The organism is Klebsiella sp. CTHL.F3a, assembly GCF_019890895.1.
GTDB classification, from domain to species: domain Bacteria; phylum Pseudomonadota; class Gammaproteobacteria; order Enterobacterales; family Enterobacteriaceae; genus Klebsiella; species Klebsiella grimontii.
Genome location: NZ_CP082360.1, coordinates 5,344,273 through 5,369,506 on the forward strand (window position 1 = coordinate 5,344,273; position 25,234 = coordinate 5,369,506).

The window sequence follows — 25,234 nt, forward strand, 5'->3', positions numbered from 1 at the left end:
GCGCGTGACGTCAGGATTTACGCATCATCAGCCAGAGGCTCAGCAAGAAGAAGCTGGCGCTCGGCAACAGCGCACCGATAATCGGCGGGATGCCGTACACCAGGGTGAGCGGGCCGAAAATCTGGTCCAGCACGTAGAAGATGAAGCCGAAGCTGATCCCGGTCACCACTCTGACGCCCATCGGCACGCTACGTAGCGGGCCAAAGATAAACGACAGCGCCATCAGCATCATCACCGCCACCGACAGCGGCTGGAAGATTTTGCTCCACATATTGAGCTGATAGCGGCCCGGATCCTGACCGCTGGACTTCAGATAGGTAACATAGTTGTGCAGGCCGCTGATAGACAGCGCGTCGGGGTCCAGCGCCACCACGCCGAGCTTGTCCGGCGTCAGGTTGGTCTTCCAGGTCCCGCTGACCGTCTGCGTTCCGGTGACCTGTTTCGGGTCAGTCAGGTTGGATTCATCCACCTGCGACAGCCGCCAGAGCTTATTCTCGGTGTCAAACTTTGCCGAAGCGGCATAGCGAACGGACTGCAGGCGGCGCTGGTCGTTAAAGGCGTAGATGCTCACTCCGCCCAGCTCATCGCTGCCTTTTACCCGCTCGATATACACAAAGTTATGGCCGTCTTTCGCCCACAGCCCCTGCTGCGTGGAAAGCAGCGATCCGCCGTACATCTGCTGAGCACGATAGTTACGCGCCATCTGCTCGCCCTGCGGGGCAACCCACTCGCCCATCGCCATGGTCAGCAGCACCAGCGGAATCGCGGTTTTCATCACCGACAGCGCCACCTGCAGACGGGTAAAGCCGGAAGCCTGCATCACCACCAGTTCGCTGCGCTGCGCCAGCATCCCCAGCCCCAGCAGCGCGCCGAGCAGCGCCGCCATCGGGAAGAAGATTTGGATATCTTTCGGCACGCTGAGAATCGTGTAGATTCCTGCCCCCAGCGCATCATAGTTGCCCTGCCCGGCCTTTTTCAGCTGGTCGACAAACTTGATAATGCCCGAGAGGGAAACCAGCATGAACAGGGTCATCATGATGGTATTGAAAATCGTCTTACCGATATAACGGTCAAGTACCCCAAACGCCTGCATCACGCCGCTCCTTTGTTAAAACGGGCACGGAAGCGGCGCATCGGCACCGTATCCCACAGGTTCAACAGCACGGCCAACGCGAAATAGAGCAGGTTTACCGCCCACATCCAGATCATCGGATCCATTTTGCCTTTACCGCCGCTCGATTTAATCGACGTTTGCAGCAGGAAGAACACCAGATAGAGCAGCATCGCCGGCAGCATCGACAGCACGCGGCCCTGGCGCGGGTTTACCACGCTAAGCGGCACCACCATCAGCGCCATGATGAATACCGTCGCGACCAGCGTGAAGCGCCAGTGCAGCTCCGCCCGGGCGCGATCGGTATCGGTACGCCACAGGGTACGCATATCCATCTGCTCGGTATCGTTCGGATCGGATGCCACCGCCTGATGGCCGACTATCGCCTGATAGTTTTTGAAGTCAGTAATGCGGAAGTCGCGCAGCATCGCGGTGCCTTCAAAGCGGGTGCCCTGATTCATGGTCACCACCTGCGAGCCGTCTTTACGCAGCGAGAGCTCGCCGGTATCCGCGACAACCACCGACGGGCGTGCGTTGCCTCGCGGCCGCAGCTGAGCAAGGAAAACATCGCTGAAGCGGTTGCCGTTGACGTTCTCAATAAACAGCACCGCGCTGCCATCGCTGGCCTGCTGGAACTGGCCCTGAGCCAGCGCCGCCATGCCGGGGTTCGCTTTCGCTTCCGCCAGCACTTCATCCTGGTGACGAGAAGACCAGGGCCCGGCCCACATCACGTTGACCGCCGCGACGATGCCCGTAAAGAGCGCCAGGATCATGGCGGCTTTCACCAGCACGGCCTTGCTCAGGCCGCAGGCGTGCATCACCGTGATTTCGCTTTCGGTATACAGTTTACCCAGCGTCATCAGCAGCCCGAGGAATAAACTCAGGGGCAGAATAAGCTGCGCCATTTCAGGTACGCCCAGCCCTAGCAGCGAGAGCACCAGATTTGTCGGGATATCGCCATCAACAGCGGCGCCGAGGATCCTGACCAGTTTCTGACAAAAGAAAATGAGCAGCAGGATGAATAGGATCGCCAACTGGCTTTTCAGCGTCTCACGAACCAGATATCTTATGATTATCACTATAAATACGCCCGTAAAAACCCGTTTTATTGCAGGAAAATTGCTTGTTTCATGGCTTAAACGTCATTTATTCTCTTTGGTCGTCGAAAACATCGCTAAGATTAAATGACTCGCTGGTTCTGCGTATCAGGATCTTTTCTGACGAACCAAGGCCGTAATAACGTTAAGATTAACACGAAGTCACCACAACAGCGGACATGAGTTACGAAAGCTTTCAATTTCTATACTCTATGGATTTCGAGTTGCAGGCAGGCGGCAAGACTGTGAAGCCCCGGAGCTTACATCAGGTAAGTGACAGGGGTGAGCAGGCGCAGCCAACGCATCTGCAACTTGAAAGACGACGAGTATATCTGTAGCCACCACTGTTGTCTTTAAGATTCAGGAGCATAGTGCATGGAGTTCAGTGTAAAAAGCGGTAGCCCGGAGAAGCAGCGGAGCGCCTGTATCGTGGTCGGCGTCTTTGAACCACGGCGCCTCTCCCCCATCGCCGAACAGCTTGATAAAATTAGCGACGGTTATATCAGCGCCCTGCTGCGTCGCGGCGAGCTAGAAGGCAAACCTGGCCAGACTTTATTGCTGCACCATGTGCCGAATATTCTGTCGGAGCGCATTCTGCTTATTGGCTGTGGTAAAGAGCGCGAGCTGGATGAACGTCAGTACAAGCAGGTCATTCAGAAAACTATCAATACGCTGAATGATACCGGTTCAATGGAGGCCGTCTGCTTCCTGACCGAGCTGCACGTCAAAGGCCGCAATAACTACTGGAAAGTGCGTCAGGCGGTCGAGACCGCTAAAGAAACGCTGTACAGCTTTGACCAGTTGAAAACCAACAAAAGCGAGCCGCGCCGCCCGCTGCGTAAAATGGTTTTCAACGTCCCGACCCGTCGCGAGCTGACCAGCGGCGAACGCGCCATTCAGCACGGTCTGGCGATTGCTGCCGGCATCAAAGCGGCGAAAGATCTCGGCAATATGCCGCCAAACATCTGTAATGCCGCCTATCTGGCCTCTCAGGCGCGCCAGCTGGCCGATACCTACAGTAAGAACGTCATTACCCGCGTTATCGGCGAACAGCAGATGAAAGAGCTGGGAATGAACTCTTATCTGGCGGTCGGCAACGGTTCGCAGAACGAATCGCTGATGTCGGTTATCGAATACAAAGGCAACCCGGCGGAGGATGCGCGTCCTATCGTGCTGGTCGGTAAAGGCCTGACCTTTGACTCCGGCGGCATCTCCATCAAGCCTGCCGAAGGCATGGACGAGATGAAATACGATATGTGCGGCGCGGCGGCAGTGTACGGCGTGATGCGCATGGTGGCAGAACTTCAGCTGCCACTGAACGTTGTCGGCGTGCTTGCTGGATGTGAAAACATGCCGGGTGGTCGCGCCTACCGCCCAGGCGACGTGTTGACCACGATGTCCGGGCAAACGGTTGAAGTGCTGAACACCGATGCCGAAGGGCGCCTGGTGCTGTGCGATGTGCTGACCTACGTCGAGCGCTTCGAGCCGGAGACGGTAATCGACGTGGCGACGCTGACCGGCGCCTGCGTGATAGCGCTGGGCCATCACATCACCGGCCTGATGTCGAACCACAATCCGCTGGCCCACGAGCTGATCGGCGCCTCCGAACTGGCAGGCGATCGCGCATGGCGTCTGCCGCTTGCCGACGAGTTCCAGGAACAGCTGGAATCTAACTTCGCCGATATGGCGAACATCGGCGGCCGTCCCGGCGGAGCGATTACCGCGGGCTGCTTCCTGGCGCGCTTCACCCGTAAGTACAACTGGGCGCACCTGGATATCGCCGGTACCGCGTGGCGTTCCGGTAAAGCCAAAGGCGCGACCGGTCGTCCGGTGGCGATGCTGTCGCAGTTCCTGCTCAACCGCGCTGGGTTTACCGGCGAAGAGTGATGCAACGTGCCGGGTGGACCCGGCCTACTAACGACAGTACACCGTAGGCCGGGTCCGCCCGGCTTAAGCATTTAAAGTCATCACAAGAAGCCCCATATATGAAAAACGCAACGTTCTACCTTCTGGACAACGACACGCAACAAGACGGTCTGAGCGCCGTTGAACAACTGGTGTGTGACATTGCCGCAGAACGTTGGCGCAGCGGCAAGCGAGTGCTCATCGCCTGCGAAGATGAGCAACAGGCCATTCGTCTGGACGAGGCGCTGTGGGCACGGCCAGCGGAAAGTTTTGTTCCGCATAATCTGGCGGGAGAAGGTCCGCGCGGCGGCGCGCCGGTGGAGATCGCCTGGCCGCAAAAACGCAACAGCAGCCCGCGGGATATTCTGATTAGCCTGCGGCTAAATTTTGCAGATTTTGCCACCGCTTTCACAGAAGTGATAGACTTCGTCCCTTATGAAGATTCTTTGAAACAACTGGCGCGCGAACGCTATAAAGCGTACCGCATGGCTGGTTTCAACCTGAACACGGCAACCTGGAAATAATGGAAAAGACATACAACCCCCAAGATATCGAACAGCCGCTTTACGAGCACTGGGAAAAGCAGGGCTATTTCAAGCCTAACGGCGATGAAAGCAAAGAGTCCTTCTGCATCATGATCCCGCCGCCGAACGTCACCGGCAGTTTGCATATGGGTCATGCCTTCCAGCAAACCATCATGGATACCATGATTCGCTACCAGCGCATGCAGGGTAAAAACACTCTGTGGCAGGCCGGTACCGACCACGCGGGTATCGCTACCCAGATGGTGGTTGAGCGTAAGATTGCCGCCGAAGAAGGTAAAACCCGCCACGACTACGGTCGCGACGCCTTTATCGATAAAATCTGGCAGTGGAAAGCGGAGTCCGGCGGCACCATTACCCGCCAGATGCGCCGCCTGGGCAACTCCGTGGACTGGGAGCGCGAGCGCTTCACCATGGACGAAGGCCTGTCCAACGCCGTCAAAGAAGTCTTTGTCCGCCTGTACAAAGAAGATCTGATCTACCGCGGCAAGCGCCTGGTCAACTGGGACCCGAAACTGCGCACCGCTATCTCCGATCTGGAAGTGGAAAACCGCGAGTCTAAAGGCTCGATGTGGCATATCCGCTATCCTCTGGCCGACGGCGCGAAAACCGCTGACGGTAAAGATTATCTGGTCGTCGCCACCACCCGTCCGGAGACCGTGCTGGGCGATACCGGCGTGGCCGTTAACCCGGAAGATCCGCGCTATAAAGACCTTATCGGCAAATTCGTGATCCTGCCGCTGGTTGACCGCCGCATTCCGATTGTAGGCGACGAACACGCCGATATGGAAAAAGGCACCGGCTGCGTGAAGATCACCCCAGCGCACGATTTTAACGACTATGAAGTGGGCAAGCGTCATGCCCTGCCGATGATCAATATCCTGACCTTTGACGGCGACATCCGCGAAACCGCGGAAGTTTATGACACCAAAGGCAACGAGTCTGACGTTTACTCAAACGCTATCCCGGCGGAGTTCCAGAAGCTGGAGCGCTTTGCCGCGCGTAAAGCGGTAGTTGCCGCTATCGACGCGCTGGGCCTGCTGGAAGAGATTAAACCGCACGACCTGACCGTTCCGTACGGCGACCGCGGCGGCGTGGTGATCGAACCGATGCTGACCGACCAGTGGTACGTCCGCGCCGACGTGCTGGCTAAACCCGCTGTTGAAGCGGTTGAGAACGGCGACATCCAGTTCGTGCCGAAGCAGTACGAAAACATGTACTTCTCCTGGATGCGCGACATTCAGGACTGGTGTATCTCCCGCCAGCTGTGGTGGGGTCACCGCATCCCGGCATGGTACGACAACGACGGCAACGTCTACGTTGGCCGCACCGAAGACGAAGTGCGTCAGGAAAATAACCTGGGCGCCGGCGTGGCGCTGCGCCAGGACGAAGACGTTCTCGATACCTGGTTCTCCTCCGCGCTGTGGACCTTCTCCACCCTCGGCTGGCCGGAAAACACCGATGCCCTGCGCCAGTTCCATCCGACCAGCGTGATGGTTTCCGGCTTCGACATCATCTTCTTCTGGATTGCGCGCATGATCATGATGACCATGCACTTCATCAAAGATGAAAACGGCAAGCCGCAGGTGCCGTTTAAAACCGTCTATATGACCGGCCTGATCCGCGATGACGAAGGCCAGAAGATGTCCAAATCGAAGGGCAACGTTATCGACCCGCTGGATATGGTCGACGGCATTTCCCTGCCGGAGCTGCTGGAAAAACGCACCGGTAACATGATGCAGCCGCAGCTGGCGGAAAAAATCGCCAAACGCACCGAGAAACAGTTCCCGAACGGCATTGAGCCGCACGGTACCGACGCCCTGCGCTTTACCCTGGCGGCGTTGGCCTCGACCGGCCGCGATATCAACTGGGATATGAAGCGTCTGGAAGGTTATCGTAACTTCTGCAACAAGCTGTGGAACGCCAGCCGCTTTGTGCTGATGAACACCGAAGATCAGGATTGCGGCTTTAACGGCGGTGAAATGACCCTGTCGCTGGCGGACCGCTGGATCCTGGCGGAATTCAACCAGACCGTCAAAGCCTACCGCGAGGCGCTGGACGGCTTCCGCTTCGATATCGCCGCGGGCATTCTGTATGAGTTCACCTGGAACCAGTTCTGCGACTGGTATCTGGAGCTGACCAAGCCGGTGATGACCGGCGGTTCCGAGTCTGAGCTGCGCGGCACCCGCCACACGCTGGTGACCGTTCTGGAAGGTCTGCTGCGCCTGGCGCACCCGATTATCCCGTTCATCACCGAGACCATCTGGCAGCGCGTGAAGGTGATTTGCGGTATTACTGCCGATACCATCATGCTGCAGCCGTTCCCGCAGTACGATGCGTCTCAGGTTGACGAAGCGGCGCTGGCCGATACCGAATGGCTGAAGCAGGCGATCGTCGCCGTGCGTAACATCCGTGCGGAAATGAACATCGCCCCAGGTAAGCCGCTGGAGCTGCTGCTGCGCGGTTGCAGCGAAGCCGCGATGCGTCGCGTGAACGACAACCGTAGCTTCCTGCTGAACCTGGCGCGTCTGGAAAGCATCACCGTGCTGCCCGCCGATGATAAAGGTCCGGTTTCCGTGACCAAAATTATCGACGGCGCCGAGCTGCTGATCCCGATGGCCGGCCTCATCAATAAAGAAGATGAACTGGCGCGCCTCGCGAAAGAGGTGACAAAAATCGAAGGTGAGATTGGCCGCATCGAGAGCAAACTCTCCAACGAAGGCTTTGTGGCACGCGCGCCGGAAGCGGTGATCGCCAAAGAGCGTGAGAAGCTGGAAGGTTACGCGGAAGCGAAAGCGAAGCTGATTGAGCAGCAGGCGGTTATCGCCGCGCTGTAATTCACTCGCCCCTTATCCCATCCGGGTAAGGGGCGTTTTCTGTGAAAGATCCTCGCTTGCACTCTCCCCTCCCGCAGTGTTATTAACAACATCATCCGTCATCATTTTGCAACGAGTCTTCACATGAATACGAGCGCAACCCTACCGCTAACCCTGCGCCGCATCACGGCTAATGATAATCAGGCGATAGCCAACGTTATCCGCCAGGTTTCCGCCGAATATGGCCTGACCGCCGATAAAGGCTATACGGTCGCCGATCCGAATCTGGATCAGCTCTATGAGCTTTATAGCCAACCGGGTTCCGCCTATTGGGTCGTTGAGCAGAATGGTGAAGTGGTCGGCGGCGGCGGCGTGGCGCCGCTCTCCTGCAGCGAGCCCGATATCTGCGAACTACAAAAAATGTATTTTATGACCTCCGCGCGTGGTCGGGGACTGGCGAAAAAGCTGGCGCTGATGGCCATGGATTACGCCCGTGAACAGGGTTTCAAACGCTGCTATCTCGAAACCACCGCCTTCCTTAAAGAAGCGGTCGGTTTATATGAGCATCTCGGCTTCGAGCATATCGACGGGCCGCTGGGCTGCACCGGCCACGTTGACTGCGAGGTCACGATGCTGAAAGTGCTGTAGCGCCCGCAAAACGACGACGTTAATTAATCGAAAAAATGCATGGTTTTCATGCAAAAAGAGCGTTATTCACCGCACGTTTTCGCTAATACACTCTTCGAGCATTGGATCTTTTCGCCTGCTACTGCGGCAGGCTTTGCTCAGGATAGAACATCATGAAAAAACTCCCCCTCCTGCTCACCGGCGGCCTGATGCTTGCCGGCATGGCTTCCTGCGTTAACGCCGGCGAACTTGCTGGCAATACCGAAGGCGCTCAGGTCATTCGCGTGGAAAAAAACCGGGGCCGTATCGATGCGCTCAACGATATCGTTTATAGCCAGGTAAAAAGCACCGTCGCCGTTCGTCAGCTGCATATGTCTTTACTGGTACCGCGTAACGGCGATCTGAAACCGGCAATCATCTATTTCCCCGGCGGCGGTTTCACCAGCGCGGCCTGGAATAAGTTTATCGAGATGCGTATGGCGCTGGCGACGGCGGGATTCGTCGTCGCGGCGGCGGAATACCGTACGGTTCCCGACACCTTCCCGGCCCCGGTTATCGATGGTAAAGCCGCCGTTCGCTATCTCCGCGAACATGCCGCGGAATACGGTATAGACCCGTCACGTATTGGCGTGCTGGGGGATTCCGCAGGCGGCTATATGGCGCAGATGCTGGCGCTCACCAACGGCGACAAAACGTTCGATCGTGGCGATAACCTGGCGCAATCCTCGGACGTGCAGGCCGCCGCCACGCTGTACGGTATTTCAAACCTGTTGAATATCGGCGAAGGTTTTCCGCAGGCGATTCAAAAAGTACACCAGTCGCCGGCGGTCACTGAAGCGCTGCTGGTACACGGTAGCGCTTTTCGCGACTGGCCGGGAGCGACCATTGACAGCGATCCGCAAAAAGCCCTGGCGGCCAGCCCGATGGGCCATATCAGCGGTAAAAAGCCGCCGTTTTTAATTATGCACGGCAGCGCCGATACCCTGGTTTCACCGGTACAAAGTCAACAGCTCTATCGCGCGCTGAAGAAGGAGGGCAACCCGGCTGATTACGTGTTGCTGGCGGGTGCGGAGCACGGCGATGACAGCTGGTATCAGAAGCCGGTTATTGAACGGGTAGTGAACTGGTTTAAAGCGACCCTCGGCGCGCCAAAAGCCGCCGCGACAGCAGAGAAAGACAAAAACGCCAATCTGTAATAGATCGTCAGGCCGCTGCGGCGAAGCGGCGGCCTGGCACTCAGACCGGCACGCCGCTGTGAAAACGAAACTCCGCTTCAGGCGCGTTAATTAACGCCGCTTCCGCCTCGCCAAGCTGGCGCACGCGTTCGCTGATATTTTCCGCGGAAATCCTCTGCGCTAAGTCCAGATAGTCCTGATAGTGGCGCGCTTCGGAACGCAGCAGCGACAGATAAAACTTCTGCAGATCGTCATCCAGCCATGGCGCCAGCGCGGCAAAACGCTCGCAGGAACGGGCTTCAATGTAGGCGCCGCAAATCAGTTTATCGATCAGCATCACCGGTTCGTGAGAACGCACTTCCCGGCGCAGCCCGCGGGCATAGTTGCTGGCGGTGATTTTGACGTACGGGATTTCGCGGGAAAGCATGATTTCCCTCACCTGCCAGAAGTGATGCAGCTCCTCTTTGATCAGCAAAATCATGCTGTCGAGCAGCTGACGTCCCCAGGGATCGTCGGTCTGCGGCATGGCGCTTTTGTTTATCTGCTTATGTAGCGCGACGAAATCCGGCTCCGGGCCCCAGCGGTAGGTGAAGTCCTCGTAGGGCTTCAGGCAGGCCAGCAGCTCATCGGCGCCTTCTTTATCCGCAACGTATCGACGCACCAGCAGCATGGCGTTTTGCGCCGCTTTCAGCTCGCACACCATATGGTCGGTCAATAGCAGTGGAAGATTTTCCGGTTTACGGGCTTCATCAATCCACGCCTGAGGAGTTGGGCAATGCAGAAAGCTTAAAATCGGGGCGAGTATTTGCGGGTAATCCATTGAAATTCCTTGCTATACGGCGGCATAACGCACCGCCGTATACCTCTGCTACCTAGTGGCGAACGCCGTCGTCGTCTTCATCAACGAGATCTTCGTCGTCGTCACCTTCTTCGTCTTCCCCGTTAGGATCTTCGTAGTAGGTGCCCCAGCCGTCGTATTCAACGTCGTATTTTTCCGCCAGCGTCATCAGCTGCTCAACCTGGGCATCGATCAGCTCGGCATTCAGCGCGGATTCGCTGAGGATATCGCAGCAAATCACGGTATCGCCCTCTTCCACTTCCAGCTCTTCTGGCTCAGTCACTTCATAGCCCAGCTTGAAAGCTTCTACCGCCACTTTCTCCAGCGTTTCGAAATCATCGGCGGAGAGATGGTGCTCAATGGTGTACAGCGCGTCCGGATCGCTGCCGTCTTCGAGCAACTCTTCAATAATCAGACGCGTTTCTTCACGCTGTTCTTCCAGTAATTCCGGGTTGGCCATGGCTCGTTCCTCATAATGTGTCGCAGATGCTTCTATTGTCACATACCGCCGTGATTGCCTCCACCTTCTAAGAGAAAGATTTATGACACGGGGTTGCAAATGAATATTCATACATATAAAGTGAATTTTAATTCAACAAATGGTCTAAGCCATGTGAGGGAACCATGTCCGCGTTATATCAGAAGCATTTTTTAAAGTTGCTTGATTTTACTCCTGCAGAAATTACCGCCCTGCTTGAACTGGCGGCCAGGCTCAAAGCTGATAAGAAAAACAATATCGAAATTCAGCATCTCACCGGCAAAAACATCGCGCTCATCTTCGAAAAAGACTCTACTCGTACCCGATGCTCTTTCGAAGTTGCCGCATTTGACCAGGGCGCTCGCGTCACCTATCTCGGACCAAGCGGCAGCCAGATTGGCCACAAAGAGTCGATTAAAGACACCGCCCGCGTGCTGGGACGCATGTACGACGGTATTCAATATCGCGGTCATGGCCAGGAAGTGGTGGAAACCCTTGCCGAATATGCCGGCGTTCCGGTATGGAACGGCCTGACCAATGAATTCCACCCTACCCAGCTGCTAGCGGACCTTCTGACCATGCAGGAGCACCTGCCGGGCAAAGCCTTTAACCAGATGACCCTGGTCTACGCCGGCGACGCGCGGAATAATATGGGCAACTCCATGCTCGAAGCCGCCGCGCTAACCGGCCTGGATCTGCGCCTGGTCGCGCCAACGGCCTGCTGGCCGGAAGAGAAGCTGGTCGAGCAGTGCCGGGCGCTGGCGCAGAAAAACGGCGGCAATATTACGCTGACCGAAGATATCGCCGCGGGCGTGAAGGGCGCGGACTTTATCTATACCGACGTCTGGGTATCAATGGGCGAAGCTAAAGAGAAGTGGGCGGAGCGTATCGCGCTGCTGCGCGGGTATCAGGTGAATAGCGAGATGATGGCGCTGACCGGCAATCCGCAGGTGAAATTCCTCCACTGCCTGCCCGCGTTCCACGACGACCAGACCACGCTCGGCAAACAGATGGCGGCGGAGTACGGCCTGCACGGCGGTATGGAAGTCACCGACGAGGTATTTGAATCCGCGGCGAGCGTCGTTTTCGACCAGGCGGAAAACCGCATGCATACTATCAAAGCGGTGATGGTGGCGACGCTGGGTAAGTAAGCGTTCTCGCGATATTTCCCCGGATTGCGCTGCGCTTATCCGGGCTACCCGCCCCCAAACCGCACTGCTCTGTAGTCCGGGCAAGGCGCCAGCCGCAGCCCGTGGGCTTTCCCGGAGGTGGCGCTTGACGCGCCTGTCCGGGCTACCGGACCGCAACAACCATAGCCCTGACGAGCAGCCCGGGGTATTTTTTACGCCATCAGCATCTTCACAACCGCTTTGCGCACCTTCGCCGGCGTGCCGACGGCGCACAGCGGCTTATGTACTTCGCCGGGATAGAACACTACAAAATCGCCTTCGCTGAGGATAACGGTTTTTTCCTGCGCCCCCTCCACCAGGAAAGCGATGTCTTTATCAGCCAGCCAATCGGTATCCGGCGCACCGGCGGGAAGAACGCTAAAGGTCATGCTCTCCTGGCCTTTGAGTACAATCTGGATGTCGAGGTAGCGGGCGTGATACTCGGCGCGGCGGTCGGCCATCGGCTCGGTGGTATCTTCGGAAATGAGATAAAACAGGTTGTTGCCGTCAATATCATGTTTACCCAGCGGCGTCGCGTCGGTGACGTGGGCCTTAACGTGTTCGATAGCCTCGCGTAGAGACGCCGGCAGCCAGCTCTGCAGATGGTGAATGTTCCCAACGATCATAATAACCCCTAATTATAAAACAGCTTTTCATTTTCCGTTTTATACCCCCCTTCGCACTGCCATACCACCTCTTTTTCAGGGTTTTTTGCGTTACCGCACTCTTCTCCAGGCAAACGTTTACCTTTTGTGGATTAATCGCTTGATCCGAAATATGAGCTGCGTATAATGCCACCCGTTTTGCCGGGAGGAATTATGGTTCAGTGTGTACGACATCGCGTCTTACCGCGTCTGAAAACAGGCGCTGGCCTGCCGTTTTTTCTTTCCGTTGCATCCGTATTCGTAAAGCCCCTTATTTAAGGGGCTTTTTTTTTGCCCAGGCGTCAGGAGATAAACATGGCTAATCCGCTGTATCAAAAACATATCATTTCTATAAACGATCTCAGCCGCGAAGACCTTGAACTGGTACTGGCAACCGCAGCAAAGCTCAAAGCCCATCCACAGCCTGAGCTGCTGAAGCATAAAGTGATTGCCAGCTGCTTTTTTGAAGCGTCGACCCGCACCCGCCTGTCGTTTGAAACCTCGATGCATCGCCTGGGCGCCAGCGTGGTCGGTTTCTCGGACAGCAGCAACACCTCGCTGGGCAAGAAAGGCGAAACCCTGGCCGATACCATCTCGGTCATCAGCACCTATGTCGATGCCATCGTCATGCGCCACCCGCAGGAAGGCGCGGCGCGTCTGGCGACCGAATTCTCCGGCGGTATTCCGGTACTCAACGCCGGCGACGGCGCGAACCAGCATCCGACGCAGACCCTGCTGGATCTGTTCACCATTCAGGAGACCCAGGGCCGTCTGGAAAATCTTAACGTGGCGATGGTCGGCGACCTGAAATACGGCCGCACCGTTCACTCCCTGACCCAGGCGCTGGCGAAATTTAACGGCAACCGCTTCTACTTTATCGCGCCGGACGCGCTGGCCATGCCGCAGTACATCCTCGACATGCTCGACGAAAAAGGCATTGCCTGGAGCCTGCATAGCGCCATTGAAGAGGTGATGGAAGAGGTGGACATTCTGTATATGACCCGGGTACAGAAAGAGCGCCTCGACCCATCGGAATATGCCAACGTGAAGGCGCAGTTTGTCCTGCGCGCCGCCGATCTGGAAGGCGCCCGCGCCAATATGAAGGTGCTGCATCCGCTGCCGCGCATTGATGAAATCACCACCGATGTCGATAAAACGCCGCACGCCTGGTACTTCCAGCAGGCAGGCAACGGCATCTTCGCGCGCCAGGCCTTACTGGCACTGGTACTGAATAGCGATCTGGCACTGTAAGGGGAAAAAGAGATGACACACGACAATAAATTACAGGTAGAAGCCATCAAACGTGGCACCGTTATCGACCATATCCCGGCGCAGGTCGGCTTTAAGCTGCTGACCCTGTTCAAACTGACCGAAACGGATCAGCGCATCACCATCGGCCTGAACCTGCCGTCAGGCGAAATGGGCCGCAAAGATTTAATCAAAATCGAAAACACCTTCCTGACCGACGAGCAGGTCAACCAGCTCTCCCTGTACGCGCCGCAGGCTACGGTGAACCGCATTGATGATTATGAAGTGGTCGGTAAATCCCGCCCGCATCTACCGGACCGCATTAACAACGTACTGGTTTGCCCCAACAGCAACTGTATCAGCCACGCCGAGCCGGTGTCCTCCAGCTTTGCGGTGAAGAAACGTGAAAACGATATCGCGCTGAAGTGCAAATATTGTGAAAAAGAATTTTCACATCATGTCGTTCTGGCAAACTAAATGCTTCGGTAGCAGACCCAGCAATGGGTCTGCTAATAAAACGATACGTTAAATAATCCGCGCAAAGTCAACTCACAGACCGTTTGCAAGATAATCAATATCTCTCACTATACCATCATTTATTATCCAGGTGTCTGACGGTTATATATAATGATTATTGATATTGCTCATTAAATATCACCCGTATTGCTCTCGTTTTTTTCTCTTCATACACTCCAGAACGCTTTCCATTATTTATTAATTAATCACTGGATGAATTATGAAACTGAAGAAAATATCGCTCTATACGGCAACATTATTATTTACCTCCTCAGCATTGGCTCATGGCTATGTGGAATCTCCGCCAAGTCGGGCCTACCAATGTAATACAGGGAAAAACACGGACTGCGGTCCGGTGCAGTGGGAACCGCAAAGCGTTGAGCAAGCAAGCGGTTTTCCTGAAGGCCCGATGCCGCCTGACGGGCAACTGGCCAGCGCGGGTAAAACCAACTTCTCGCAGCTGGATAGCCAGAGCCCGACCCGCTGGTCGAAAACCAGGATAAAGAGCGGTAAAAATAATTTTGTCTGGCACCATTCTGCGCCCCACAGAACCGCTAACTGGCGTTATTACATTACCAAACAAAACTGGGTTCAAAATAAGCCGCTGACGCGCAGCGATTTTGAAAGCAAGCCCTTTTGTCAAATCGCCGGTAACGGCGTAGCGCCGGCAATACAGGTCACCCATTCCTGTAATGTCCCCGAGCGTACCGGCTATCAGGTTATTTATGCCGTGTGGGAAATTGCCGATACGGCAAATAGTTTCTATCAGGCCATTGATGTCGATTTTGGCAGCACCAGCGATGACAGCGCAGACGAATCACTCTGGACAACGCAGCTGTCAGGCCAGCTGACTGGGAAGGATCTCCATGCTGGTGATAAAGTCGTTGCCCATTTCTTTAACGCGAGCGGCGAAGTTTATTCGTTACAAACGGAATTAACGATCGCCAGCGATGCGCAGGGGCAAAACAGCCGATGGTCTTACGATCTGGCGGAAGCCATTAATACCGCGCACGAAGGCAAGCTGCGCGCCGGGGTAAAGGAGGGCGATGGCAATATTAACCCGATCCATGGCGTTAACCAGGTCTATGTGCCGCAAGACAGCGCGGTACAAAGCGTCACGCTGACCTATGCCGAATCGCAGTCAGACGATAGCGCGAAAGAATCTCTGAGCATTACCAACGTCAGCGCAACCAAAATCGAAAACGGGAAAGCGACGGTGACCTTTAACGCCACGGCCAACGGTAAAATGCACCTTACCGCCGCCGTCAGCAATCATGCGGGCACGGAGAAAGGGAGCATTCAGCAAACGGTAGATAATCGCACCCTGACGTTAACTATTCCTCTAAGTCACGTTCAGGCTGGCCATCATATGCTGCGCTACAATGCCAGCAATGAGCAAGGCGCCATCATCGGCCAGGGGGTCATTAACCTGATGCTGGAAGAGAGTGCGCAACCGACGCCAGCGCCTGCGGGCAAGTATGACTACACCTTTCCGGAGCAGCTGAAAAGCTATACGGCAGGCACCCGGGTTTTACAGCCTAAAGACGGCAAAGTGTACCAATGTCGCCCACTCCCCTACAGCGGCTACTGCGTGCAGTGGAGCCAACACGCCAACCAGTACGAACCGGGCGTCGGGTCAGCCTGGACGGCGGCATGGACTGAAGTCACCCGCTAATTTCGTTCTGCAGATTCATGCCTTAAGCGGATAGCGCCCTGCGTTATCCGCTGCTCTGCTTCGCAAAATGCGGCCTGTATAATGATAAAGCAGTCAGCACTCTTTATAATGGCCAACGCCAGTCAGATTACCTTTAAATATTTCAGGAGAACTCATGTCTAAAACTATCGCGACGGAAAATGCACCCGCAGCCATCGGCCCGTACGTTCAGGGTGTTGATCTGGGTAATATGATCATCACTTCCGGGCAGATCCCGGTAGACCCGAAAACCGGCAGCGTGCCGGAAGATGTCGCCGCTCAGGCACGTCAGTCGCTGGAAAACGTGAAAGCTATCGTAGAAGCCGCGGGCCTGAAAGTTGGCGATATCATTAAAACCACCGTTTTCGTGAAAGATCTGAACGATTTCGCCACCGTTAACGCCGCCTATGAAGCCTTCTTCACCGAGCACAACGCCACCTTCCCGGCGCGCTCCTGCGTAGAAGTGGCGCGTCTGCCGAAAGACGTGAAAATTGAGATTGAAGCGATCGCCATTCGTCGCTAATCGTAGACAGTATGAACAAAGGCAGCCCGTGGCTGCCTTTGTTGTTTCTGCACGTAAAGCGCCTCGCTCACTGCCAGCCGTAGCGACGGCTGTAGAAGCCTTTGACCATCTGCGTCAGCGTCATATAGCCCGCAAGGATCGCAATCAGCCACGGGAAGTAGCTGAGCGGCAACGCCTGAAGCTGCAGGTAGCCCGCCAGCGGCGAGAACGGCAGCGCAATTCCCACCACCATCACCAGCAGCGTCATCACGATCAGCGGCCAGGCCGCGCGGCTCTGGATAAACGGGATCCGCCGCGTACGGATCATATGCACAATCAGCGTCTGCGACAGCAGGCCAACCACGAACCAGCCGGACTGGAACAGGGTCTGATGTTCCGGCGTGTTGGCGTGGAATACCCACCACATCAGGCAGAACGTCAGAATATCGAATATGGAACTGATCGGCCCAAAGAAGACCATAAAGCGGCCGAGATCCGCCGGGTTCCAGCGCTGCGGTTTACGAATCTGCTCATCGTCCACGTTATCAAACGGGATCGCGACCTGGGATACGTCGTACAGCAGGTTCTGGATCAGCAGATGCAGCGGCAGCATCGGCAGGAACGGCAGGAAGGCGCTGGCCACCAGCACGCTAAAAACGTTACCGAAATTGGAGCTGGCGGTCATTTTGATGTACTTGAGCATATTGGCGAAGGTCCGGCGGCCTTCAATAACCCCCTCCTCCAGCACCATCAGGCTCTTCTCCAGCAGGATGATATCCGCCGCCTCGCGGGCGATATCCACCGCGCCGTCGACGGAAATACCGATATCCGCCGCGCGCAGCGCCGGGGCGTCGTTAATGCCGTCGCCCATAAAACCCACCACGTGTCCTTCGCGTTTCAGTAGGGTCACGATACGCTCTTTGTGCAGCGGCGCCAGGCGAGCAAACAGGGTGGTACGTTTTGCCAGTTCGGCCAACTCATCATCGTTCAGCGCTTCAACCTGGCTGCCGATAACCACGTCCCCCGCATCCAGCCCCACTTCGTGGCAGACTTTGGCCGCCACCAGCTCACTGTCGCCAGTGAGGATTTTGACCGTAATGCCGCTGGCCTTCAGCGCCTTGAGCGCCGGGGCGGTAGTCTCTTTCGGCGGGTCAAGGAAGGCGATATAACCTTCGAGGATCAGATCTGACTCATCCGCGCGCTGGTAGTCGCCTTCGCGTGCGGGCAGGTACTTCGTCGCCACCGCCACCACGCGCAATCCCTGGCGGTTGAGGGTGTCGGTGACGCGACGGATGCGCCGTAGCATGGTCTCGTCCAGCGGTACGATGTCGCCGTTATAGCGCACTTGGGTCGAGACGTTGAGGATCTCCTGCAAAGCGCCTTTGCAGATCAGCTGGTGAACGTTGTCCTGCTCCTGCACCACCACCGACATACGGCGACGCTCAAAATCGAACGGGATCTCATCCACTTTTTGCCAGCGTTCCGCCAGCCCGCGCGCTGACTCCAGCTCTACGCCCTCCAGCACCGCGGTATCGAGCAGATTCTTCAGCCCGGTCTGATAGTGGCTATTCAGCCAGGCGGTATGCAGCACCCGTTCGCTCACTTTGCCGGAGACATCGGTGTGATTCTCCAGCACGATTTTATCCTGCGTCAGGGTACCGGTTTTATCGGTGCACAGAATGTCCATCGCGCCAAAGTTCTGTATCGCGTCGAGGTGCTTGACGATCACTTTCTGTTTCGACAGCTTCACCGCCCCGCGCGCCAGGGTCGAGGTGACGATCATCGGCAGCATTTCCGGGGTCAGACCCACCGCGACGGAGAGCGCGAACAGCGCCGCCTCCCACCAGTCGCCTTTGGTGTAGCCGTTAATCAGCAGCACGATCGGCGTCATCACCAGCATAAAGCGGATCAACAGCATGCTGACCCGGCTGATGCCTTTCTGAAAGGCGTTCGGCTCGCTTTCCTGCTCGCTGACGCGACCGGCCAGCTGGCCAAACCAGGTGCCGCCGCCGGTGGCGAAAACGATGGCCTGCGCCGATCCGCTCACTACGTTGGTACCCATAAAGCACAGGGTGTCGCACTCCAGCGGGTTCGTCTGTAGCGGGTCGCGGGTGCGGGTCACCTTTTCGACCGGCAGCGATTCCCCGGTCAGCGAGGCCTGGGCGACAAACAGGTCGCGCGCCTGAATGACGCGCAGATCTGCCGGAATCATGTCCCCCGCCGATAGCTTAACGATATCTCCCGGCACCAGCTGGTCGATGGGCAGCTCGCACCAGCGGCTTTCACCCTGCTCATTCACCACCCGCAGGACCGTCGCGGTGTTGCTGACCATCGCCTTCAGGGCGTCCGCGGCTTTGGTCGAGCGGGCTTCCTGGATAAAGTTCAGCAGCGTGGAGATCCCCACCATCAGGGCGATAACCGCCGCGGCAAACAGATCCTCCGTCGAGTAGGAGACGATACCCAGAACGGTCAGCAGCAGATTGAAAGGATTGCGGTAACAGCTCCACAGATGCACCCACCACGGCGACGGCTTCTGCGCCGGGATCTGGTTTTCGCCATACTGCGCGATTTTCTGCGCCACTTCGCCTTCGTTTAGCCCTTCTGGATGACTGGCGAAAGCGCGCCAGATTTCATTCTCATCCATTGCCGCCACGTTCAGGCACTGCTTGCCGAGAGAATCCGGGATCGGCGCGCTCGCCAAATTGCGAGCATCGGGTAGCGGATCGCGTTGCACTAAACGATGCGGTAAATGGCGGCCAAGCTGGGCAAACAGCTGGCGGGTAAAATTTTTCAACATAAACAGTCCCTCCGCGCTCGCGCGAGCGAACGCAGCGCAACCGACAGGCGCGAGTAAACCTTACCTGTCAGGCATATTATTTTTATGGCAGGGACATCAAGGACGTCGCTGCTTTACGCTTCCGGTAAAGCAACGCTAAGCGGGATTACCGGAAAAAAAGATGGCTCCATCGAGGATCGGGAGTGGGTTCGGGGTCCATAAAATCTCCGGTAAATGAATACAAACGGCGCGAATTATATCGTCACCGATACTCTATTTGTGGCTATTATGGCGATGATACCCCCGGGTAGCTAAACCAGACGTAAACCAGACTTTGCTCATTGTGGTTTCCTTGAGTAGCATTAGGCTCACTTTAATCGGACCACAACGAGAACCCTGCATGCAAAACCGGCTGACCATCAAAGATATCGCGCGCTTAAGCGGCGTCGGGAAATCGACGGTATCCCGCGTGCTTAATAACGAAAGCGGCGTTAGCGAACGCACCCGCGAACGGGTCGAAGCGGTGATGCAACAGCATGGATTTTCGCCTTCGCGCTCCGCCAGGGCGATGCGTGGTCAAAGCGACAAAGTCGTGGCGATTATCGTCACCCGCCTGGATTCACTCTCAGAAAATCTTGCCGTGCAAACCATGCTTCCGGCTTTTTACGAACAGGGCTACGATCCGATTATGATGGAGAGCCAATTCTCTCCGGCGCTGGTCGAGGAGCATCTCGGCATGCTCGCCCGGCGCAATATCGATGGCGTGGTGCTGTTTGGTTTTACCGGCATTCATGAAGAGATGCTCACCCCGTGGCGGGAGACGCTGGTGCTGCTGGCCCGCGACGCGCCCGGAATCGCCTCCGTCTGCTATGACGATGAAGGGTCGATCAGGATGCTGATGCAGCGCCTTTACGAGCGTGGACATCGCCACATCAGCTTCCTCGGCGTGCCGCATAGCGACGTGACCACCGGGCAGCGCCGCCACCAGGCCTACCTCGATTTCTGTCAGAAAAAACGCCTCACTCCCCTCGCCGCGCTGCCGGGTCTGGGCATGAAACAGGGCTACGAAAGCGTCGCTGAGGTGCTGTCGGCAGAGACCAGCGCGCTGGTCTGCGCAACCGATACTCTCGCGCTGGGGGCCAGCAAGTATCTCCAGCAACAGGGAATCGATCGTCTCCAGCTTGCCAGCGTTGGCAGCACGCCGCTGATGAAGTTTCTCCACCCGGAGATCCTGACGGTCGATCCCGGCTATGCCGAATCCGGACGCCAGGCGGCACAGCAGCTGATCGAGCAGATCGCCGGCAACCGTGAGCCCCGTCAAATCGTGATTCCCGCCGTACTGAATTAACCCCGCAGGAACGATTTATGTGATCTTCACTGCGTTTCGGGAACGTTCCCATTTTGCAATTTAAGCGGAGCGAGTAGGATCCGTCTCAAGTTAAATGCAACCTCTCCCCTCGGTCATGAGGCCTCATCATGAGTAAAGTGAATCAGCAGGACATCGATAAACTTATCGAACTGGTGGGCGGGCGCGACAATATCGCCACCGTCAGCCACTGTATTACCCGTTTGCGCTTTGTGCTGAATAATCCGGCCATCGCCAAACCGAAAGACATTGAACAGCTACGCATGGTGAAGGGCTGCTTTACCAACGCCGGACAGTTCCAGGTGGTGATCGGCACCGAGGTTGGCGACTACTATAAAGCGCTTCTGGCGACTACCGGCCAGGCCAGCGCCGACAAAGAGCAGGCCAAAAAAGCCGCGCGGCAGAATATGAAATGGCATGAACAGCTCATTTCACACTTCGCGGAGATCTTCTTCCCGCTGCTGCCTGCGCTGATCAGCGGCGGCCTGATCTTAGGCTTCCGCAACGTGATCGGCGATCTGCCGATGAGCAACGGCCAGACGCTGGCGCAAATGCACCCGTCGCTGAAAACTATTTATGACTTCCTGTGGCTGATTGGCGAGGCGATCTTCTTCTACCTGCCGGTGGGTATCTGCTGGTCCGCGGTCAAGAAAATGGGCGGCACGCCGATCCTCGGCATCGTGCTGGGCGTCACGCTGGTCTCTCCGCAGCTGATGAACGCCTACCTGCTGGGCCAGCAGGTGCCGGAAGTCTGGAACTTTGGTCTGTTCACCATTGAGAAGGTCGGCTACCAGGCGCAGGTTATCCCGGCCCTGCTGGCGGGACTGGCGCTCGGCTTTATCGAAACGCGGCTGAAACGCATCGTGCCTGACTATCTCTATCTGGTGATCGTACCAGTCTGTTCGCTGATTCTGGCAGTCTTCCTCGCGCACGCTTTTATCGGCCCGTTTGGCCGCATGATTGGCGACGGCGTGGCCTGGGCCGTGCGTCATCTGCTAACCGGCAGCTTCGCGCCGATTGGCGCCGCGCTGTTCGGCTTCCTGTACGCGCCGCTGGTGATCACCGGGGTTCATCAGACCACGCTCGCCATCGATATGCAGATGATACAGAGCATGGGCGGGACGCCGGTATGGCCGCTGATTGCGCTGTCCAACATTGCCCAGGCGTCGGCGGTCGTGGGAATCATCATCGCCAGCCGTAAACAGAACGAACGTGAAATCTCCGTTCCGGCCGCCATTTCCGCCTACCTCGGCGTCACGGAACCGGCCATGTACGGTATCAACCTGAAGTACCGCTTCCCGATGCTGTGCGCGATGGTCGGTTCCGGTCTTGCCGGGCTGCTGTGCGGCCTGAACGGCGTGATGGCCAACGGTATCGGCGTCGGCGGCCTGCCGGGCATCCTCTCTATCCAGCCAACCTACTGGCAGGTTTACGCGCTGGCGATGGCCATCGCCGTAGTGGTACCGATTGTCCTGACGACGGTCGTTTACCAGCGCAAATTCCGCCAGGGCACCTTACAGATTGTCTGACTTCTTATTTTCGGGGCGCCCAGGCGCCCCCTTGCTGTAGCAGGAACGTGATATGAATACCCTTCCCCTCTGGTGGCAAAACGGCGTTATTTATCAAATCTATCCGAAGAGTTTCCAGGACACCACCGGTACCGGAACCGGCGATCTGCGCGGCGTCACCTCCCGCCTCGACTATCTGCAAAAGCTCGGCGTGGACGCCATCTGGCTGACGCCGTTCTACGTCTCGCCACAGGTGGATAATGGTTACGACGTCGCCAACTATACCGCTATCGACCCAACCTACGGCACGCTGGACGATTTCGACGAACTGGTCACTCAGGCGCACGATCGCGGGATCCGCATCGTGCTGGATATGGTGCTGAACCACACTTCGACCGAACACGCGTGGTTCCGCGAAGCGCTCAATAAAGAGAGTCCGTATCGCCAGTTCTATATTTGGCGCGACGGCGAACCCACCACGCCGCCCAACAACTGGCGCTCAAAATTTGGCGGTAACGCCTGGCAGTGGCACGCCGAAAGCGAGCAGTACTATCTGCATCTGTTCGCCATTGAGCAGGCGGACCTGAACTGGGAAAACCCGGCGGTACGCGCGGAGCTGAAAAAAGTGTGCGAGTTCTGGGCCGATCGCGGCGTCGACGGCCTGCGCCTCGATGTGGTCAATTTGATCTCCAAAGACCAGACCTTTCCGTCCGATACGGATGGCGACGGCCGCCGCTTCTATACCGACGGTCCGCGAGCGCACGAATTTTTGCAGGAGATGAGCCGCGATGTCTTCACCCCGCGCAACCTGATGACGGTCGGCGAAATGTCCTCCACCACGCTTGAGCATTGCCAGAAGTACGCGGCGCTCGACGGCGGTGAGCTATCGATGACCTTTAACTTCCACCATCTGAAGGTGGACTATCCCGGCGGCGAGAAGTGGACGCTGGCGCGCCCGGATTTTGTGGCCTTGAAAGCGCTGTTCAGGCACTGGCAGCAGGGGATGCACAATCGCGCGTGGAACGCGCTGTTCTGGTGTAACCACGACCAGCCGCGCATCGTCTCCCGCTTCGGCGACGAGGGTGAATACCGCGTCCCGGCGGCGAAAATGCTGGCGATGGTGCTCCACGGTATGCAGGGCACGCCCTATATCTATCAGGGCGAAGAGATCGGCATGACGAATCCGCACTTTACGCGCATTACCGATTATCGCGACGTTGAGAGCCACAACATGTTCATCGAACGCGCGGCGCAGGGCCAGGATCCGGATGAACTTCTGGCGATTCTGGCCAGTAAATCGCGCGATAACAGCCGTACGCCAATGCAGTGGAACAGCGCCGATAACGGCGGTTTTAGCGCAGGCGAGCCGTGGATTGCGCTGTGCGATAACTATCGCGAGATCAACGCCGAAGCGGCGCTGGCGGACCCGGAATCGGTGTTTTATACCTATCAGCAGCTGATTGCGTTGCGCAAGAGCGCGCCAGTGCTGACCTGGGGCGACTATCAGGACCTGCTGCCGGAACATCCGTCCCTGTGGTGCTATCGCCGTCAGTGGCAAGGGCAAACGCTGGTGGTCGTGGCGAACCTGAGCCGCGAGTTCCAGCGCTGGCAGCCGGAAGCGATGAGCGGCGAATGGGGGATGCTGATGAGCAACTACGCGGAAGCGGCAAACCGTCCTGCCGATATGACCCTACGTCCGTTTGAAGCGGTATGGTGGCTGCAGGAGTAACCCCTCCCCGGCTTGCGCTGAGAGTCCCGGGTCGCGCTGCGCTTACCCGGGCTACAGGTTCACCATCGTCTGCGAGCCAGTAGCCCGGACAGGCGCGTCAAGCGCCGCCTCCGGGAATATGCTTTAAATACGATCGGCCGCAGACAGCGTCGCGCTGGCTTCCGGCTGCGCTGACGCCTGCTCTTCTTTTGCCTTCAGGCGATCCCATGCCCGGAAGAACGGATAGTAGATCACCAGCGAGATCGCCAGGTTCACCACCTGCAGCACCGCACCGGAAACGTGCCCTCCGGTCGCCAGATAGCCACTCATAAAAATAGGCGTGGTAAACGGCAGCGCAATCCCCGCCGGCTTCATCACCAGCCCGGTGGCCATCGCGGTATACGAGACAATCACCAACAGGACTGGCGTCAAAATAAACGGCAGGAAGAAGTACGGGTTCATCACCAGCGGAATGCCGAATACCATCGGCTCGCTGATATTGAACAGCGCCCCCGGCGCGGCAATTTTCCCTAGCTGTTTCATCTGCTGGCTACGGCTGCGCAGCAGCATAAAAATCACCAGCCCCAGCAGCGCCCCGGTACCGCCGGGCGCAATCCACAGGTCATAAAACTGCTGGGTGATGATATGCGGGATCGGCAGCCCATTCTGAAACGCTTCCAGGTTCTCCGACATATTCGACAGCCAGACCGGGCGAATAAACACCAGCACAATGGTGTCGCCGTGCAGCCCCAGGGTCCACAGGATGCCAATCAGGATCACTGAGATAATCATCCCCGGCAGCGAACCGCCGACGTGCGACATCGGAATACCAATCAGCGTGGTGATCATGCTATTGATATCACCGAACGGCGAGGCTTCGACGATCAGGCGCAGCGCCAGCACCACGGCCAGCACGCAGAAGCCGGGGATCAGGGCGAGAAAAGATTTCGCCACCGCGGGCGGTACGCCATCTGGCATGCGGATCACCAGATTACGGCTGGCCACCAGGCGGTAGATCTCCGTGGAAAGCAGCGAAATCACAATCGCCACAAACAGTCCCTGGCTGCCAATCATCCCTACCGGCAGCACGCCTTTGACGATTTGCGCCGCCGAGCCATCTGCCGGTGTAAAAAGCGTCACCTGCGGGATCGTCATCACAAACGCCACCAGCGACATCGCCCCGGCGCTGAGCGGGTCCAGGGTGCGATATTTTTCCGCCAGCCGGTAGGCAATGCCGAAGGCCGAAAGCAGCGCCATGATGTCATAGGTCGCTTTGACCGGGTACAGCATTTTGTCGCGCCAGGCATCGCCAAATACGCTGGCCATCATCTCACCGTAGCCTGGAATCGGCAGGTAGGCGAATATCAGGAAAAACGAACCAATCAGCATAAACGGCATATTGAGAATAATGCCGTCGCGTACCGACAGGACATGCTTCTGACCGCCGATTTTCAGCGCGGCGGGCATGACATAGCGTTCAATAAATGAAGTACGAGACATAGTGGTATCCCCGAA

23 protein-coding genes are annotated in these 25,234 nt (G+C 57.1%); 15 read left to right on the top strand and 8 right to left on the bottom strand.

The features are described from left to right. Positions 1 to 10: 10 nt before the first annotated feature. Both lptG and lptF read right to left on the bottom strand, forming a co-directional pair. The gene (gene lptG / locus K7H21_RS24985) at positions 11 to 1,093 is read right to left on the bottom strand and encodes an LPS export ABC transporter permease LptG (RefSeq protein WP_004128285.1); all 1,083 of its coding nucleotides are present in this window, start codon (positions 1,091 to 1,093) and stop codon (positions 11 to 13) included. Then, the gene (gene lptF / locus K7H21_RS24990) at positions 1,093 to 2,190 is read right to left on the bottom strand and encodes an LPS export ABC transporter permease LptF (protein WP_004128284.1); all 1,098 of its coding nucleotides are present in this window, start codon (positions 2,188 to 2,190) and stop codon (positions 1,093 to 1,095) included. Before lptF ends, lptG begins: the two co-directional genes overlap by 1 nt. A gap of 393 nt (positions 2,191 to 2,583) precedes the next feature. Between lptF and pepA the strand changes: the two genes are divergently transcribed. The 5 genes from pepA to K7H21_RS25015 all read left to right on the top strand — a co-directional run bounded on the left by pepA (position 2,584) and on the right by K7H21_RS25015 (position 9,294). Continuing rightward, positions 2,584 to 4,095 carry a leucyl aminopeptidase gene (pepA, locus tag K7H21_RS24995; RefSeq protein ID WP_004128283.1) on the top strand — a complete coding sequence of 504 codons (1,512 nt, stop codon included), beginning with the start codon at positions 2,584 to 2,586 and terminating at the stop codon, positions 4,093 to 4,095. Between the two features lie 98 nt (positions 4,096 to 4,193). Further along, positions 4,194 to 4,637, top strand: a complete 444-nt coding sequence (holC, locus tag K7H21_RS25000; protein WP_004098129.1) for a DNA polymerase III subunit chi — start codon at positions 4,194 to 4,196, stop codon at positions 4,635 to 4,637. Continuing rightward, the gene (locus K7H21_RS25005) at positions 4,637 to 7,492 is read left to right on the top strand and encodes a valine--tRNA ligase (RefSeq protein ID WP_004128282.1); all 2,856 of its coding nucleotides are present in this window, start codon (positions 4,637 to 4,639) and stop codon (positions 7,490 to 7,492) included. The genes holC and K7H21_RS25005 overlap by 1 nt, the downstream gene beginning before the upstream one ends. A 123-nt stretch (positions 7,493 to 7,615) precedes the next feature. Further along, positions 7,616 to 8,119 carry a GNAT family N-acetyltransferase gene (locus K7H21_RS25010; RefSeq protein WP_004128281.1) on the top strand — a complete coding sequence of 168 codons (504 nt, stop codon included), beginning with the start codon at positions 7,616 to 7,618 and terminating at the stop codon, positions 8,117 to 8,119. A 152-nt stretch (positions 8,120 to 8,271) separates the two neighbouring features. Beyond that, positions 8,272 to 9,294, top strand: coding sequence for an alpha/beta hydrolase (locus K7H21_RS25015; RefSeq protein WP_112166579.1), 1,023 nt, complete (start codon positions 8,272 to 8,274; stop codon positions 9,292 to 9,294). A gap of 40 nt (positions 9,295 to 9,334) precedes the next feature. On the opposite strand, the gene miaE is transcribed toward K7H21_RS25015, so the two are convergent. After that, complete coding sequence (gene miaE, locus K7H21_RS25020) at positions 9,335 to 10,093, bottom strand: tRNA isopentenyl-2-thiomethyl-A-37 hydroxylase MiaE (RefSeq protein ID WP_004128278.1); 759 nt, start codon at positions 10,091 to 10,093, stop codon at positions 9,335 to 9,337. A 52-nt stretch (positions 10,094 to 10,145) separates the two neighbouring features. Further along, positions 10,146 to 10,571 carry a ribonuclease E inhibitor RraB gene (gene rraB / locus K7H21_RS25025; protein WP_004098122.1) on the bottom strand — a complete coding sequence of 142 codons (426 nt, stop codon included), beginning with the start codon at positions 10,569 to 10,571 and terminating at the stop codon, positions 10,146 to 10,148. A 99-nt stretch (positions 10,572 to 10,670) separates the two neighbouring features. Between rraB and argL the strand changes: the two genes are divergently transcribed. Together argL and argF are read left to right on the top strand one after the other, a co-directional pair. Continuing rightward, positions 10,671 to 10,766, top strand: a complete 96-nt coding sequence (gene argL, locus K7H21_RS29440) for a putative translational regulatory protein ArgL (RefSeq protein WP_371320544.1) — start codon at positions 10,671 to 10,673, stop codon at positions 10,764 to 10,766. Next, positions 10,736 to 11,740: an ornithine carbamoyltransferase gene (argF, locus tag K7H21_RS25030; RefSeq protein ID WP_139529860.1), complete on the top strand. Its 1,005-nt coding sequence runs from the start codon at positions 10,736 to 10,738 to the stop codon at positions 11,738 to 11,740. The genes argL and argF overlap by 31 nt, the downstream gene beginning before the upstream one ends. A 191-nt stretch (positions 11,741 to 11,931) precedes the next feature. Here argF and K7H21_RS25035 read toward each other — a convergent pair whose 3' ends face one another. Then, complete coding sequence (locus tag K7H21_RS25035; protein WP_223035447.1) at positions 11,932 to 12,384, bottom strand: YhcH/YjgK/YiaL family protein; 453 nt, start codon at positions 12,382 to 12,384, stop codon at positions 11,932 to 11,934. 192 nt (positions 12,385 to 12,576) lie between these two features. On the opposite strand from K7H21_RS25035, the gene K7H21_RS25040 reads away from it, so the two are divergent. The 5 genes from K7H21_RS25040 to ridA all read left to right on the top strand — a co-directional run bounded on the left by K7H21_RS25040 (position 12,577) and on the right by ridA (position 16,382). Beyond that, positions 12,577 to 12,681: a pyrBI operon leader peptide gene (locus K7H21_RS25040; RefSeq protein WP_009652331.1), complete on the top strand. Its 105-nt coding sequence runs from the start codon at positions 12,577 to 12,579 to the stop codon at positions 12,679 to 12,681. Positions 12,682 to 12,717: 36 nt separating this feature from the next. Then, a complete protein-coding gene (pyrB, locus tag K7H21_RS25050; protein WP_004098118.1) occupies positions 12,718 to 13,653 on the top strand; it encodes an aspartate carbamoyltransferase in 936 nt (311 codons plus the stop codon). Between the two features lie 12 nt (positions 13,654 to 13,665). Continuing rightward, the gene (gene pyrI / locus K7H21_RS25055; RefSeq protein WP_004128261.1) at positions 13,666 to 14,127 is read left to right on the top strand and encodes an aspartate carbamoyltransferase regulatory subunit; all 462 of its coding nucleotides are present in this window, start codon (positions 13,666 to 13,668) and stop codon (positions 14,125 to 14,127) included. A 259-nt stretch (positions 14,128 to 14,386) separates the two neighbouring features. After that, positions 14,387 to 15,841, top strand: coding sequence for an N-acetylglucosamine-binding protein GbpA (gbpA, locus tag K7H21_RS25060; RefSeq protein ID WP_223035448.1), 1,455 nt, complete (start codon positions 14,387 to 14,389; stop codon positions 15,839 to 15,841). Between the two features lie 154 nt (positions 15,842 to 15,995). Then, entirely contained in the window at positions 15,996 to 16,382 is a 387-nt protein-coding gene (ridA, locus tag K7H21_RS25065) for a 2-iminobutanoate/2-iminopropanoate deaminase (RefSeq protein ID WP_004128256.1), read from the top strand. Between the two features lie 67 nt (positions 16,383 to 16,449). Here the strand turns inward: ridA and mgtA are convergent, their stop codons facing one another. Together mgtA and mgtL are read right to left on the bottom strand one after the other, a co-directional pair. Then, a complete protein-coding gene (mgtA, locus tag K7H21_RS25070; protein WP_004128253.1) occupies positions 16,450 to 19,158 on the bottom strand; it encodes a magnesium-translocating P-type ATPase in 2,709 nt (902 codons plus the stop codon). Between the two features lie 145 nt (positions 19,159 to 19,303). Beyond that, positions 19,304 to 19,357 (bottom strand): mgtA regulatory leader peptide MgtL, encoded by a 54-nt coding sequence (mgtL, locus tag K7H21_RS29445; protein WP_219192905.1) that lies wholly within the window; start codon positions 19,355 to 19,357, stop codon positions 19,304 to 19,306. A 180-nt stretch (positions 19,358 to 19,537) separates the two neighbouring features. Between mgtL and treR the strand changes: the two genes are divergently transcribed. From treR to treC, 3 genes are all read left to right on the top strand, one after another. After that, positions 19,538 to 20,485, top strand: a complete 948-nt coding sequence (treR, locus tag K7H21_RS25080) for a trehalose operon repressor TreR (protein ID WP_004128250.1) — start codon at positions 19,538 to 19,540, stop codon at positions 20,483 to 20,485. A 128-nt stretch (positions 20,486 to 20,613) separates the two neighbouring features. Then, a complete protein-coding gene (gene treB / locus K7H21_RS25085) occupies positions 20,614 to 22,032 on the top strand; it encodes a PTS trehalose transporter subunit IIBC (protein ID WP_004128239.1) in 1,419 nt (472 codons plus the stop codon). Positions 22,033 to 22,084: 52 nt separating this feature from the next. Continuing rightward, positions 22,085 to 23,740, top strand: coding sequence for an alpha,alpha-phosphotrehalase (treC, locus tag K7H21_RS25090; RefSeq protein ID WP_004128236.1), 1,656 nt, complete (start codon positions 22,085 to 22,087; stop codon positions 23,738 to 23,740). A 123-nt stretch (positions 23,741 to 23,863) separates the two neighbouring features. On the opposite strand, the gene celB is transcribed toward treC, so the two are convergent. Continuing rightward, entirely contained in the window at positions 23,864 to 25,219 is a 1,356-nt protein-coding gene (celB, locus tag K7H21_RS25095) for a PTS cellobiose transporter subunit IIC (RefSeq protein ID WP_004128234.1), read from the bottom strand. Between the last annotated feature and the right edge of the window lie 15 nt (positions 25,220 to 25,234).